General features: G+C 46.0%; 9 protein-coding genes and 10 tRNA genes. 18 read left to right on the top strand and 1 reads right to left on the bottom strand.

All coding sequences use genetic code 11. The features are described 5' to 3' along the window. The first annotated feature begins 90 nt into the window (after nucleotides 1–90). The 18 genes from GC096_RS38250 (at nucleotide 91) to glmS (ending at nucleotide 12,535) form a co-directional block, all read left to right on the top strand. Nucleotides 91–165, top strand: a tRNA-Glu gene (locus tag GC096_RS38250). Between the two features lie 80 nt (nucleotides 166–245). Further along, nucleotides 246–321, top strand: a tRNA-Val gene (locus tag GC096_RS38245). Nucleotides 322–333: 12 nt separating this feature from the next. Next, a tRNA-Thr gene (locus GC096_RS38240) sits at nucleotides 334–406 on the top strand. Between the two features lie 9 nt (nucleotides 407–415). Continuing rightward, nucleotides 416–490: transfer RNA gene (locus GC096_RS38235), tRNA-Gln, on the top strand. Nucleotides 491–506: 16 nt separating this feature from the next. Continuing rightward, a tRNA-Lys gene (locus GC096_RS38230) sits at nucleotides 507–582 on the top strand. A 19-nt stretch (nucleotides 583–601) separates the two neighbouring features. After that, a tRNA-Leu gene (locus tag GC096_RS38225) sits at nucleotides 602–681 on the top strand. A 38-nt stretch (nucleotides 682–719) separates the two neighbouring features. Continuing rightward, nucleotides 720–794, top strand: a tRNA-Gly gene (locus tag GC096_RS38220). A gap of 9 nt (nucleotides 795–803) precedes the next feature. Further along, nucleotides 804–880, top strand: a tRNA-Arg gene (locus GC096_RS38215). Nucleotides 881–906: 26 nt separating this feature from the next. Beyond that, nucleotides 907–980, top strand: a tRNA-Pro gene (locus GC096_RS38210). A 17-nt stretch (nucleotides 981–997) separates the two neighbouring features. Continuing rightward, nucleotides 998–1,068, top strand: a tRNA-Gly gene (locus GC096_RS38205). 448 nt (nucleotides 1,069–1,516) lie between these two features. Continuing rightward, complete coding sequence (gene ppc, locus GC096_RS38200; protein WP_171638549.1) at nucleotides 1,517–4,303, top strand: phosphoenolpyruvate carboxylase; 2,787 nt, start codon at nucleotides 1,517–1,519, stop codon at nucleotides 4,301–4,303. A gap of 118 nt (nucleotides 4,304–4,421) precedes the next feature. Next, nucleotides 4,422–5,291 (top strand): DMT family transporter, encoded by an 870-nt coding sequence (locus GC096_RS38195; protein ID WP_171638548.1) that lies wholly within the window; start codon nucleotides 4,422–4,424, stop codon nucleotides 5,289–5,291. A gap of 81 nt (nucleotides 5,292–5,372) precedes the next feature. Beyond that, a complete protein-coding gene (gene sigW, locus GC096_RS38190) occupies nucleotides 5,373–5,969 on the top strand; it encodes an RNA polymerase sigma factor SigW (protein ID WP_171638547.1) in 597 nt (198 codons plus the stop codon). A 69-nt stretch (nucleotides 5,970–6,038) separates the two neighbouring features. Further along, nucleotides 6,039–6,644 carry a zf-HC2 domain-containing protein gene (locus GC096_RS39460; protein WP_171638545.1) on the top strand — a complete coding sequence of 202 codons (606 nt, stop codon included), beginning with the start codon at nucleotides 6,039–6,041 and terminating at the stop codon, nucleotides 6,642–6,644. 168 nt (nucleotides 6,645–6,812) lie between these two features. Beyond that, entirely contained in the window at nucleotides 6,813–7,634 is an 822-nt protein-coding gene (gene cdaA, locus GC096_RS38180; protein WP_171638542.1) for a diadenylate cyclase CdaA, read from the top strand. Further along, on the top strand, nucleotides 7,627–8,871 hold the full coding sequence (locus GC096_RS38175) for a CdaR family protein (RefSeq protein ID WP_171638540.1): 1,245 nt from the start codon (nucleotides 7,627–7,629) through the stop codon (nucleotides 8,869–8,871). The genes cdaA and GC096_RS38175 overlap by 8 nt, the downstream gene beginning before the upstream one ends. 30 nt (nucleotides 8,872–8,901) lie before the next feature. Continuing rightward, entirely contained in the window at nucleotides 8,902–10,242 is a 1,341-nt protein-coding gene (gene glmM / locus GC096_RS38170) for a phosphoglucosamine mutase (protein ID WP_171638538.1), read from the top strand. Between the two features lie 463 nt (nucleotides 10,243–10,705). Then, nucleotides 10,706–12,535, top strand: a complete 1,830-nt coding sequence (glmS, locus tag GC096_RS38165) for a glutamine--fructose-6-phosphate transaminase (isomerizing) (protein ID WP_171638536.1) — start codon at nucleotides 10,706–10,708, stop codon at nucleotides 12,533–12,535. 55 nt (nucleotides 12,536–12,590) lie between these two features. Here glmS and GC096_RS38160 read toward each other — a convergent pair whose 3' ends face one another. Continuing rightward, nucleotides 12,591–13,943 (bottom strand): MATE family efflux transporter, encoded by a 1,353-nt coding sequence (locus tag GC096_RS38160; protein WP_171638535.1) that lies wholly within the window; start codon nucleotides 13,941–13,943, stop codon nucleotides 12,591–12,593. Between the last annotated feature and the right edge of the window lie 53 nt (nucleotides 13,944–13,996).

Genomic DNA, 13,996 nt, shown 5'->3' with positions numbered 1-13,996 from the left:
CTTCCATAGCTCAGTCGGTAGAGTGCATCCATGGTAAGGATGAGGTCACCGGTTCGATTCCGGTTGGAAGCTCCAGTAATTTTCAAGTAAGGCCCGTTGGTCAAGTGGTTAAGACACCTCCCTTTCACGGAGGTAACAGGGGTTCGAGTCCCCTACGGGTCACCAATATTCCCCACAAAGTGACGTATTGCTGTCGAAGAATATTCCGATTACTTTGCGTGGACCCCAAAAGAATTACATTTTATGGAGGCTTAGCTCAGCTGGGAGAGCATCTGCCTTACAAGCAGAGGGTCGGCGGTTCGATCCCGTCAGCCTCCACCATTAACTTTATATGCCGTTGTAGCTCAACTGGTAGAGCAACTGACTTGTAATCAGTAGGTTGGGGGTTCAAGTCCTCTCGACGGCATGTTATTATTGGGGATTAGCCAAGCGGTAAGGCAACGGACTTTGACTCCGTCATGCCAAGGTTCAAATCCTTGATCCCCAGCCATTTTTTCATAACACATGAGTCATTAGCTCAGTTGGTAGAGCACCTGACTTTTAATCAGGGTGTCGTAGGTTCGAATCCTACATGACTCACCATTTGCCTTATTTACAACATGCGCGTATGGCGGAATTGGCAGACGCACTAGACTTAGGATCTAGCGGGTGACCGTGGGGGTTCAAGTCCCTCTACGCGCATTAAATCCTCACTTGTATTCATACAATTGAGGTACCCTGCGGAAGTGGCTCAGCGGTAGAGCATCGCCTTGCCAAGGCGAGGGTCGCGGGTTCGATCCCCGTCTTCCGCTCCAAAGTTTTATGCGCCCTTAGCTCAGCTGGATAGAGTATTTGACTACGAATCAAAAGGTCGGGAGTTCGAATCTCTCAGGGCGCGCCATTCTTCATTATAAGTTATAAACGTATCGGGACGTAGCTCAGCTTGGTAGAGCACCTGCTTTGGGAGCAGGGGGTCGCATGTTCAAATCGTGTCGTCCCGATCATTTTTCTAAACTACGCGGGCGTAGTTTAATGGTAGAACTTCAGCCTTCCAAGCTGATCGCGCGGGTTCGATTCCCGCCGCCCGCTTACTAAGAAAGAGCCACCTTCGGGTGGCTTTTTCTTTTATCTAGGGAATTGAACCAAGGGTTCGACCGTCCGTACAAACATCTATGAAACAACCCAAATAGGACGAGCGTCCAAATATACCGCCATAGGCTTCCTTAGGAAGCAATTTAAATCCGAATTTGGAGTATTCCCGCCGCCAGCTTACTAAGAAAGAGCCACCTTCGGGTGGCTTTTTCTTTTATTCCAATATACCGTCTAACTCCTTCTAATTAGGAAATAATACAAATCAAAGCAGCGCAGAATCTTATCAATACATTAATTACCACCTAAAAACGTACGGTTTTTTTATTTTAATACTATGTGTAGCGATCAGATTGTGGTAAAATATTCTGAAATGAGTTTTTATAGCGACTAGCTTTTGCAGAGAGAAGCATTAATGCATCATAGTGAATAGATGGGGTGGAGAGTAATGGTAGAGAGTGAGATCGTCCAACAAAAACAAAGTACGAATAACCTGCTGCGTAGAGATATTCGGTTTCTTGGACACATACTAGGCGAAGTTCTTGTACATCAAGGCGGAAATGATCTGCTGGATGTTGTTGAAAGAATTCGCGAAATGAGCAAGTCGTTAAGAGCACACTATGTTATTGAGATCTATGATGAGTTTAAGAAAACGATATCTTCACTAGATCCGGAAATTCGCCATCAAGTGATACGCGCTTTCGCTATATACTTCCAACTAGTTAATATTGCTGAACAAAACCATCGTATTCGCCGTAAACGTGACTACGAGCGCTCATCAGGGGAATCTGTACAACCAGGTTCGATTGAAAGCATTGTACAAGAGCTTAAGAATACGAATGTTCCTTATTCCGAGGTACAAGAAATACTTAAAGCGATCTCTCTAGAGCTCGTAATGACGGCTCATCCAACGGAAGCTATGCGTCGTGCAGTGCTTGATATTAATCTACGCATCTCTGACGATATGATGAAGCTGGACAACCCTAACTTAACGTACCGTGAGCGTGAACAATTGCGTGAGAAGTTGTTGGGTGAAGTGCTTAACTTGTGGCAAACCGATGAGCTGCGTGATCGTAAACCGACGGTAATCGACGAAGTGCGTAACGGCTTGTATTATTTTGACGAGACGTTATTCGATGTATTGCCAGAAGTTTACCATGAGCTTGAGCGTTGTCTAAATAAATACTACCCAGAAGACAAATGGCATGTACCGTCCTTCTTGAAATTTGGATCATGGATCGGTGGAGACCGTGACGGAAATCCATCTGTTAGAGCGAATGTGACATGGGAGACGCTTGGTCTGCACCGCCAATTGGCTTTGCAGAAGTATGAGGAAATCCTGAGAGAATCTTTAGCACACATGAGTTTCAGTAAGAACATTGTGAATGTGAGCGAAGCTCTAATCGATTCGATCCAATGTGATCGCGAAGCGATGGGGAACGTTCAGGATGTTTGGCGCAATGAGAAGGAACCATACCGCATCAAGACAACTTATATGATCGAGAAGATTCATAATACGGGCAATGCGAATGTACCTGCTGCACAGAAGTACAATAGCCCTGAAGAGTTTATTCAAGATTTGCAAGTTATGGAAACTAGTTTACGTGCGCATTTTGCAGACTATGTGGCTGATAAATATATTAAGAAGTTAATACGTCAAGTTGAGTTATTTGGTTTCCACTTAGCTGCTCTAGATATCAGACAGCATAGTAAAGAGCATGAGAATGCGATGACGGAAATTTTGGCGAAAATGGGTATTACGCCGGATTACAGCAAGCTTTCGGAAGATGAGAAAATTTCACTGCTCACGAATGTTTTGAATGATCCACGTCCTATCACGTCTACGTACTTGGATTACACGGAAGGCACGAAAGAATGCCTAGATGTGTATCGCACAGTAGGTAAAGCGCAGAAGGAATTCGGACGTAACTGTATTAATAGTTACTTGATTTCGATGACGCAAGGTGCAAGTGACATGCTTGAGGTTGTTGTGTTTGCCAAAGAGGCGGGCCTATACCGCAGAGAGAGCGACGGAACCGTTACGAGCACTGTTCAGTCTGTTCCGCTTTTTGAAACGATTGACGACCTTCATGCTGCGCCTGGTATCATGAGCACATTGTTAGCGATCCCTGCATACCGAGATAGCATTGATCCTGAAACACAGATACACGAAATTATGCTGGGTTATTCCGACAGTAATAAAGACGGCGGTGTGATTACAGCGAACTGGGAGTTGCGCATGGCGCTTCAAGATATCACAGAAGCGGCGAAGAAATTTGGCGTGAAGTTGAAGTTCTTCCATGGACGTGGTGGGGCATTGGGTCGTGGCGGTATGCCACTTAACCGAAGCATTCTAGCTCAACCGGTTGAAACCCTTGGTGGCGGCATTAAGATTACGGAGCAAGGTGAAGTTCTTTCTTCCCGTTATTCCCTGCAAGGGATTGCTTACCGTAGTTTGGAGCAGGCAACATTTGCTTTGATCACAGCATCGAAGCTGTCCCGTTCCCCACAAAGACACCCGCTAGAAGATAAGTGGGAAAATATTATGCGTGGTATTTCGGAGCAAGCACAGACGAAGTATCAAGATCTTATTTTCAGAGACGAAGACTTCTTAACGTTCTTCAAAGAATCCACACCGCTTCCGGAGATTGGCGAGCTGAATATCGGTTCCCGTCCATCTAAGCGTAAAAATAGCGATAAGTTCGAAGATTTGCGTGCAATTCCGTGGGTATTCTCATGGACGCAAACGAGATACCTGCTACCAGCATGGTATGCAGCGGGCACAGGCTTGCAAAGCTTTGCTCAAGGCAACGAAAGCAACCTAGCAGTCCTCAAAGAGATGTATGAGGATTGGTCATTCTTCCGCACAATGATTGATAATCTGCAAATGGCGTTAGCGAAAGCAGATCTTCTCATCGCGAAGGAATATGGCAGCTTGGTGAAGGAGTCCGCGATTGCAGAGCGTATTTTCAATCTGATCAAAGACGAGTATGAGTTGACGTCTTCAATTATTTTGCAAATTACAGGTCAGCAAGAGATTCTCGATAATGTTCCAGTTATTCAAGAATCCATCAAATTACGTAACCCGTACGTGGATCCACTTAGTTACATGCAGGTTGAGTTGCTTACTGAGCTACGCGCACTGAGAGAAAACAATGAAGACGATGCGATTCTGCTTCGTGAAGTACTACTTACAATCAACGGGATTGCCGCGGGACTTCGGAATACGGGCTGATCCTTACGACAACATAATATAAACTACAGGATGATAAAGTCGGGGGCTTGCAGCAATGCAGGCAGCTCGGCTTTTCCTGTAATTACGGGAATTGCCCAAGTCAGGGGGGCGCGGCAGCATGGGGCGATGGTTGGCAATAGTCCTTGTCCTTATTGGGGCTTCAAGCTACGGCTTGCTTTCATCATATATTAAAATGGCCTATGATCAAGGTTTCACAGATGGGCAAATTACACCTGCTCAGATGACGATGGGAACCGTATTCGTATGGGTATTGATTCTTTTTCACAAGAAGTCGTGGGTAAATCCGTTTAGAGGTCCTTGGATCAAGTTGGGGTTGATTGGGATTTTTGGACTGTCGTTAACGACGGTCGTATATAATATTGCGCTGCAAGAGTTAGATGCTTCCTTATGTATTATTCTTCTCTTTCAATTTACGTGGATGACGATTGCTATGGATTGTATCGTGAAACGGAGATTGCCTAAACGCATGGAAGGGATTGCGATTGCGCTGATTCTGGCAGGGACGATTCTTGCGGTGAATGTGTTTGATACCAACTGGGGAGAGCTCAGTATTCTGGGTATACTATATGGACTTATCTCTGCGTTAGCGTATAGTGTTTTTCTGTTTTTCACGGGACAAGTCGAGAGTTCATTGCCTCCGCTCATGAATTCTGCGATCATGCTGACGGCTGCGCTGCCGATTATGTACGTTTTGTATCCCCCGACTGTTTTTGTTCATGAAAATGGTGGTATGCTGTTGCTGTGGGGATTGCTGCTCGGGTTCCTAGGCCAGGTTGTACCGACCGTTTCATTTAATATCGGAATTCCCAAGATCGGAAGTGCACTTGCAGCAATGCTTGGATCTGTAGAGCTTCCAGTGGCTATTCTTGCGGCTTCTTTACTCATTGGGGAACCGATTACGGGGTTACAATGGGGAGGCATGGTCCTGATTCTAGGTGGAATTATAATTTCTGAATACAAATCGTGATTTCTGACGTATATAGTAGAAGAGGGAATTTTATTATCAATAAATGGATGTTGAATTGTCGAGAAGCCGGAGGAAAACCAATTGAACTTTGTTGAAGCACGACTGGCTAAGCTGGCCAGTAATGGGGATCGCAATGCTTTTGCAGAGCTCGTGGAGCTCTATAAAGACAAGATCTTTCATTTGGCTTACCGCATGCTGAATAACAAGCAAGAAGCCGAAGATGCCGTGCAGGAAACGTTCTTGCGCGTGTATACGAATTTACATCGATATGATGAGAATCAGAAGTTTTCGACGTGGATTTTTCGAATCGGGACAAACTTATGTATTGATAAACTGCGACGAAGAAAGCAAACGTATTCGCTGGATGCCGAAATGACAGATGGCGAAGGCAATGATTATTATGCGATGCTGCCTAGCGATGAGGATACACCAGAGAAACAACTGATTGTCTCTGAAACGCAGGCACAGATTCACCGAGCGATCGAGGCGCTGCCAGAGAAATATAAATCCGTTGTCATTCTCAGGTATCTGCACGATATGTCACTTCAGGAAATTAGTGATGTGCTCGACATGCCCGTCACCACGATCAAAACGCGTGTCCACAGAGGGCGGGAGTACTTACGAAAACGACTGGAGCAGGAGGAACAAGTTGTTAGTACAAATCCTGTTCGAATCTGAAACATATTTGAAATCGAAACGTATGGTATATCACAATATGCAAAAGTCTAAGAAAGGGGTGGCTGTAACGTGAATTGTAAAGAAGCCCTCCCGCTCATACATGAATATCTCGACGGTGATTTACCAAAGACGGATGCTCTACCTTTGAAAGAACATTTGATAGCCTGTCAGGCGTGTCATAATACTTTCAAACAGCTGGAGAAAACGGATGCTTTGGTTAGAATGCTGCCCTCCATTAAAGTACCTGATACGTTAACTGCACAGATTATGAGCGGCTTACCACCGATGAAAAAGAAGAATACCTGGACGGATTGGATTCGCAGACACCCAGCTGTATCGGTTGCTGTGGTTTTCGGAACGGTCATGTTCGGAAGCTTCATATCGATGTGGGATGACGATCAGAATCTTATGGTGCAGGGAAGTAACCTTCAGGATGTCGTTATTCAAGGGGATACAGTAATTGTGCCGCAAGGACATACTGTAAATGGTGATCTTGTGGTCAAACGCGGGGAACTGAAGGTTGAAGGCGATGTAACGGGGAATGTCGTCGTGATCGATGGTTCAGTCAACCTAGCCTCAACGGCGCACATTTCTGGAGAAATCAAACAAGTCGATGAAGCATTGAGCTGGGTCTGGTACAAATTAGGTGAATTCGTAGGAAAAATCACGCCATAACGGAATGTCCCCTTATAGCTGAGACTATAGGGGGCTTTCTTCTTTTTATACATAGGAAAAATGAACCAATTCTCGCGCGATGAGTCTAGATAAATAGAAGTATACTTAGCTTTATGTTATGATTCCTATATAGAGAGAACTTTGTTTAGTCGCCTGGGGGAGAATACAATGGATTTGCTCACGAGCATCTCGGCTAAGGATATTGTCGATATACTCATCGTTAGCTATGTGATTTATAAATTGATCCTAGTGGTGCGTGGGACAAGGGCTATTCAACTGATGAAGGGTATCCTGGTGGTCGTCATTACCTGGGTCATTAGTATTTGGTTTCAGTTAAGTACACTGCAATGGATGGTGAATCAAGCTTTTACGTTCGGGGTACTGGGAGTTATTATTATTTTCCAACCGGAGCTAAGACGAGCCTTGGAGCAGTTAGGTCGAGGTAAGATATTCGGGAGTCGATCTTCTTCAGAAGAGGATCAAGATGTGAATAAAAGAATCAGCGAAGTGATTCGGGCTGCGAATTATTTGGCCAAACGTAAAATTGGGGCTTTGATTGTTTTTGAAAAGGATACGGGACTTACCGACTATGTGGAATCCGGTATTGCCATAGAGAGCAAAATCAGCGGAGAGCTGTTAATTAATATTTTTATCCCAAATACCCCTCTTCATGATGGCGCAGTTATTATTCGGCAAGGGCAGTTGATGGCCGCGGGTTGTTATTTGCCTCTGTCTGAAAATCCGTTCATTTCGAAAGAACTGGGGACTCGGCATCGGGCAGCGATCGGTATGAGTGAAGTCTCGGATGCGATGTGTGTGATTGTTTCGGAAGAGACAGGTCAAATATCGCTAACGATGAACGGACATATCGTACGGGATATTAAAGAGGAATCGTTGATTTCTAAGCTTTTTGAAGAGTTGAAGCCTAAAGCGAAAACAAATGATAAGAACCCTTTCATGAAATGGTGGGGAGGGCGTTCGAATGGATAAATGGTTACGTAATACAAACGTAGTACGGATTGTTGCGCTTGTTGTCGGAATACTGCTTTGGGTAGTCGTCCATATGGAAGAAACGAATATATCCGGGAACACAGCGCTGCGTGAGCGAGTAGAAACGATTAATAATGTCTCCATCACAACCAAATATGATGAAACGCATTACTTCATCTCTTCGATGAATCCTGCTAATGTACAGGTGATTCTGAAAGGGAAGGAATCGTCCGTTAAGAAAGTGACGGCTAGCAATACCTACCAGATTCAGCTGGATTTGACGCAGGTCGGTAAAGGCGACCATCAGGTTACCCTAGCACCGGTCGGAATTCCGTCGGATGTGGATGTGGAGATCGTTCCAAGAACGGTCCACGTCGTGATTGAAGAGTTGCAGATGAAAGAAGTACCTGTCGTCATTAATGTCAAAGGAACGCCTGCAGCAGGCCTCAAAGCGGGACAACCTATTGTGAAGCCAGGCAAGGTGTACATTACGGCACAGACGAGTAAACTCGATCAGATTGAGAATGTCCGCGGCGAGGTATCTGTGGATAAAGCACAATCAGCGGTGACGAAGCAGGTCAGATTGCAGGCTTTTGACAAGGAAGGCAAAGAAGTAACCCTTAACATTAATCCTTCGGTAGTCGATGTCGAGGTGCCTATCACAAGCCCGTTCCAAACGATTCCGTTGCAGATCAAAGTAAGCGGTGAACCTCCTGCAGGATTTGCCATTGCGATGATCACGCAAACCCCTGATAAGGTGACCGTATACGGCGCACAAGATGTCGTAGACCGCCTAGAATTCTATCAAGGGCCGCAGCTTAGTCTGCAGGATGTGAAGGAAACGAAAGATTTTTCACTGGACATTCCTCTCAGGAATAAAGTAACACAATTAGATCCTGCGAAGGTCACGGTTCATGTCGAGGTTGTGCCTTCAATCACGAAAGCTGTAGAAAACATACCGATTACGATTATTGGTCAAAATGAAAATTACGAAACCAAAGTGACGCAGCCAGCCTCGGCTACCTTGAATATTACGGTAGAAGGTGCTCCTGCCATAATTGATCAATTGAAAGTACAGGATATTCAAGCGATACTAGATGTTAGTAATTTGCCACCTGGTAAGCATGAATTGAAAGTAACTTTAAATTTGCCTACTTTCGTGAAGTTAGGACTTCCGCAAGAAGTGAAGGCGATCGTAGAAATCAGCGAGAAAAATGTTAAAGCAGCAAATCCATAATGGGGAATAGAGAAAGAGGAGAATACAAAAATGGGGAAATATTTTGGTACAGATGGTGTGCGCGGTGTCGCGAATGGCGAACTCACACCAGAATTGGCTTATAAGGTAGGACGCTGCGGCGGGTATGTGTTAACAAGACAGGCGAAGCATCCGAAAGTCGTGATCGGGAGAGATACACGCATTTCGGGGCCGATGTTGGAAGCATCCCTTGTAGCAGGATTGTTATCGATTGGTGTTGAGGTGATTCGTATTGGTGTGGTGAGTACGCCAGCGGTTGCTTATTTGACGAAAAAGCTAGGCGCAGACGCGGGTGTTATGATCTCCGCTTCTCATAATCCGGTTGAGGACAACGGGATTAAGTTCTTCGGAGGCGACGGCTTCAAGCTATTGGATGAGACGGAGCTTGAGATTGAACAGCTGCTCGATGCAGCTGTGGATGAACTGCCTCGCCCAGTTGGCGGCGAGATTGGTACGGTTTCGGATCAGCCAGATGCGAAGCATCTTTATCTGGCGTTCTTGAAGGAGACGGTGTCGAAATCGTTCGACGGCGTGAAGGTTGTTCTTGATTGTGCGAATGGCTCAGCCTATGAGCTGGCGCCTTTGATTTTCCGCGAGCTCGGAGCGGAAGTAATCACCATCGGCGCGGAGCCGAATGGGCGCAACATCAACGATTATTGCGGATCCACCCACCCTGAGACGCTACGCGCCGAGGTGGTTAAGCATGGCGCAGCCATCGGGTTGGCTTTTGACGGCGACGCGGATCGTCTGATCGCGATCGATGAGAAGGGCGATGAAGTCGACGGCGACTTCATCTTGAGCATTCTTGGCGATGCGCTGAATCGCAAAGGGAAGCTGAACCACGGCACCATTGTGACGACGGTGATGGCGAATATTGGCTTTTTCAAAGGGATTGAAAAAGCGGGCTTGAAGGCTCTGCAAACAGCTGTAGGCGATCGCTACGTGATGGAAGAAATGCGTAAAGGAGGCTACAACCTAGGCGGAGAGCAATCTGGTCATGTTATTTTCTTAGATTACATCTCGACAGGTGATGGCATTCTAACGGCTTTGCAATTGGTGAATACGCTAGTTGAATCCGGGCGTAAGCTGAGCGATTTGAAAGGGATTATGCGTAAGTTCCCGCAATTGCTTGTTAACATCCGTGTAGCGGATAAAAGCAAGTTGAAGGACAACGCAGTAATCGAAGAAGCGATCCGTAAAGTTGAGGATGAGCTTGGCGATAATGGTCGTGTGTTGGTTCGTCCATCAGGTACAGAGTCCTTGATTCGTGTTATGGCAGAAGGCCCAGACAAGGAACAAGTTGAAGCATATGTTCACGACATTGCAAAGGTAATTCAAGAGCAATTAGTCTAATTCATAGGTTGCTAGTCCCTCATTTTGCTAGAAAATAGCGAGATGGGGGATCCGGCATGCCAAAAACAAGTTGCATTACAGGGTTAAAATGCATATGATGAAGTTACTCAAGAAGGAAAGGCAGGGCAGAGGTTATTCGCAATAAATAGCGCCAGAACTCGCAAGCGGGACGGAAATGTAGCCGAACGGCTGCTACTACGCGGTGAGTTGACGAGGTGAAGGTGTTCGAAACATTCGGCGGGGACCTTCCGGCACGAGGAGTGCCGTTAAGTTGGAGAGCAAAATCGTTCGGGCGACCGGGCAGACAAGTATCCAACATCTATTAACGATTTATTTGAATTTTACACGTAAAGAACGCCCTTATAGATGGTTTATTTCATTATGATTTATGACTGATTGAAAATCAGATCCTTGACAAACAGCCCTTTACGATGCGGCTTATACAAATTTGGAGGTTGTAACTATGTGCGGTATTGTTGGTTATATTGGAAAGCGTAATTCTCAGGAGATTCTATTGGAAGGCCTTAAAAAGCTAGAGTACAGAGGCTATGATTCTGCTGGGGTTGCGGTGTATACGGCGGATGGATTGCAAATTAAGAAGGCTAAAGGCCGTATTGCGAACTTGGAGTCGAAGCTGGATGAAACGCCATTGAACGGAAGCGTTGGCATCGGGCACACACGTTGGGCGACACACGGTAAGCCTTCGGACGTGAATTCGCATCCGCACACCGATAATTCTTTGAAATTCTCCGTTGTGCATAACGGGATTATTGAGAATTATATTACGCTGAAAGAAGAACTAATCGCGAAAGGCCATGTTTTCGTATCGGAGACGGATACAGAGGTCATTTCGCATTTGATCGCAAGTTTGTACGAGGGCGATATCCTCAAAGCGGTTCAGAAAGCCGTGAAGCACATGACAGGTGCGTTTGCGCTTGGTGTTTTGACGGAGTTCGAACCAGATCGCCTCGTTGCTGTGCGTCAAGCTAGCCCGCTTATTATCGGGATTGGCGAAGGCGAGAACTTCATTGGTTCGGATATTCCAGCGATTCTGCAGTATACACGTAATGTGTTCATTCTAAATGATGGCGAAATGGCGCTATTAACGCGGGATGCTGTCGAATTAATGACGTTAGAGGGGAATTTTATTTCCAGGGAAATGTTCCATGTCGATTGGGACATTGTTACGGCGGAAAAAGCCGGATTTGATCATTTCATGTTGAAAGAAATCTATGACCAACCGAAGGCGTACCGCGATACGATGGGAAGTCGTATTTCGGCTGACGGTAAGAGTGTTACGTTGAATGAGCTTACGATTACGCTGGAGGCGATTCGTAACATCAGCCGTGTGCATATCGTCGCGTGTGGAACAGCATTCCATGCGGGTATGGTTGGGAAGTATGTTATTGAAAAAATGGCGCGTATTCCGGTGGAAACGGATGTAGCGTCTGAATATCGTTATCGTTCCCCGATTATCACAAAGGATACGCTTGTGATTGTCGTAAGCCAATCCGGTGAAACGGCGGATACGTTGGCAGCACTTCGTGAAGCGAAACGTTGCGGAGCGCACGTGTTGGCGATTACGAATGTTGTAGGAAGTTCCGTTGCGCGTGAGGCGAACGATATCATTACAACATGGGCAGGACCGGAAATAGCCGTAGCTTCGACGAAAGCGTACACGTCGCAATTGATCGCGTTCTACCTCTTGGGCTTGCACCTGGCGCAAACACTGGGCACGCAAACGCCTGAGGAAATTGCTGAAGTGATCACAGCGATGAAGGAATTGCCTGCGCAAGTTAGCGAGATCCTAGAGCAAGCAGAAGCTTTGAAAGTTGTTGCTGAAGAGATGGCGAAGCATGATAATCTGTTCTTTATCGGCAGAGGCTTGGATTATGCGGTAGCGCTTGAAGGCTCCTTGAAGCTGAAAGAGATCTCGTACATTCACTCCGAGGCGTATGCTGCTGGTGAGTTAAAGCACGGAACACTTGCGTTGATCGAGGATGATATTCCGGTGATCGCGTTAGCGACGCAGCATGAGCTGCTCGAGAAAACCGTGAGCAATATTAAAGAAGTGAAGGCGCGCGGCGCGAACGTGCTGGGTATTGCTGTGGAAGGTGAAACGGAGCTGCAGAAGTCAGTTGATAGCACGTTCATTATTCCTAAAACGTTGGATGTGTTGACGCCGGCGTTGTCTGTCATTCCTTTGCAATTGTTGTCGTACTACGCGTCGTTGGCGCGTGGGAATGACGTTGATAAGCCTAGGAATTTGGCGAAAAGCGTGACTGTTGAATAATTAAATCGAACGATCCTGAGACATCATGTCTAAGGATCGTTTTTTTTATGAAAGTCTATTGCACCAATTGCTCTAAATCTGGCTGTAGTTTATTTCGCAGTGCATAGAGCATGACCGCCCCGACGAGGAAGGCAACGGCATCCGCGATGACGAGCGACCAGACAACACCATGAAAGCCATTCATGCGATTCGCGATATATAGGACAGGGACGAGCGTCACACCCTGCACGATGGCCATGACGAAAGCAGCTTTTCCTTGACCTGTTGCTTGGAATATTCCTGTGAAAAGCGTTGTCGTCCCCGAAATGTATAGGGACAAGAATGTGACATGCAGAATATAGCTGCCTATTTCAATCAATTGCGGGTCGTTCGTGAAGAAGCCAATCAAGTGATCCGAAGTTAAGTACACGATAATACCGAAGACCGTAGCCAACGTGGCAACTATCATGATCGTAAAGCTGATCGTTTTCTTCATCCGTAGCTTATTGGCAGTGAAGGAAAAGGCAATGAGTGGCACAACTCCTTCACATAGCCCCATCAAGATAAACTCAGGGAATTGCAAGAGTCGTGATGAAATTCCGAAACCGGCAACCGCATGATCACCATATTCGATCAGGTAGTGGTTGAAGATTAGACTCATAGCCCCTAGAAAAATGCTCATAATAAATACAGGAACGCCAATTTTGAGGACGTTACTCAGGATCTCTTTCGATGCTTTGAACCATTTCCACGATAGACTAAGGAATTCACTTTTTCTGCCTATATAGATAGCGAAGAAGATGCTTGCCACAACGTTGGAAATGACAGTTGCCGTTGCAACGCCCATCACACCCCCGTGCAGGACAAAGATAACGAGTGCATCAAGAATAATATTGACGATTACGCTTAGAATCATCCCGATCATAGAGGTGATAGCGGATCCTTCGGCGCGGACAATGTTCTCAAGGGCGAAGAATAGGACGACAAACGGCGAACCGATGAGCATGATGGTCACATAGTCTTTCGTGAATGCAAAGGAACTGGCAGTTGCCCCGAGTCCATGAACAATCTGGTCGATGAAGGGTAGTCCCACAATCATCAACACTATACCGAGCGCAAGGCTTGCGTAGAACCCGAAGGAGGATACATGCTTCACCTCATCGTAGCTTTTCTCACCTAATAATCTTGAAATGAACGTACCTGCGCCCATGCCGATCAGATTACCCAGAGCCATAATAGCGGCAAACAACGGTAGGGTAAGCGCTAGTGCGGTCAGCATTTCCGTATTCTGTAGTGTACCAAGGAAATAGGCGTTAAGAATGGAGTAAATCACACTCATCGACATGCCGAGCATCATAGGAACGGCGAAATGAGCAATAGCTTTATAGATCGGTGCTTTTTCGAAATAATGGAGGTTTTCAGTTTCCATAGGGGTCACCCTTTCTCATGTATGGTTAGTTTAAAATTAGTTAGAATTCTAAC

Origin of the sequence: Paenibacillus plantarum, from assembly GCF_013141695.1 — a bacterium.
Classification (GTDB): domain Bacteria; phylum Bacillota; class Bacilli; order Paenibacillales; family NBRC-103111; genus Paenibacillus_E; species Paenibacillus_E plantarum.
The sequence above is the reverse complement of the archived record's forward strand: the minus strand, read 5'-3'. Positions and strand labels throughout refer to the sequence as shown.

What these genes read in the sequence shown, in the direction of transcription:
- ppc (WP_171638549.1), top strand. Translation starts at nt 1,517, where the DNA reads ATGGTAGAGAGTGAGATCGTCCAACAAAAACAAAGTACGAATAACCTG.
- GC096_RS38195 (WP_171638548.1), top strand. Translation starts at nt 4,422, where the DNA reads ATGGGGCGATGGTTGGCAATAGTCCTTGTCCTTATTGGGGCTTCAAGC.
- cdaA (WP_171638542.1), top strand. Translation starts at nt 6,813, where the DNA reads ATGGATTTGCTCACGAGCATCTCGGCTAAGGATATTGTCGATATACTC.
- GC096_RS38175 (WP_171638540.1), top strand. Translation starts at nt 7,627, where the DNA reads ATGGATAAATGGTTACGTAATACAAACGTAGTACGGATTGTTGCGCTT.
- glmM (WP_171638538.1), top strand. Translation starts at nt 8,902, where the DNA reads ATGGGGAAATATTTTGGTACAGATGGTGTGCGCGGTGTCGCGAATGGC.
- glmS (WP_171638536.1), top strand. Translation starts at nt 10,706, where the DNA reads ATGTGCGGTATTGTTGGTTATATTGGAAAGCGTAATTCTCAGGAGATT.
- GC096_RS38160 (WP_171638535.1), bottom strand. Translation starts at nt 13,943, where the DNA reads ATGGAAACTGAAAACCTCCATTATTTCGAAAAAGCACCGATCTATAAA.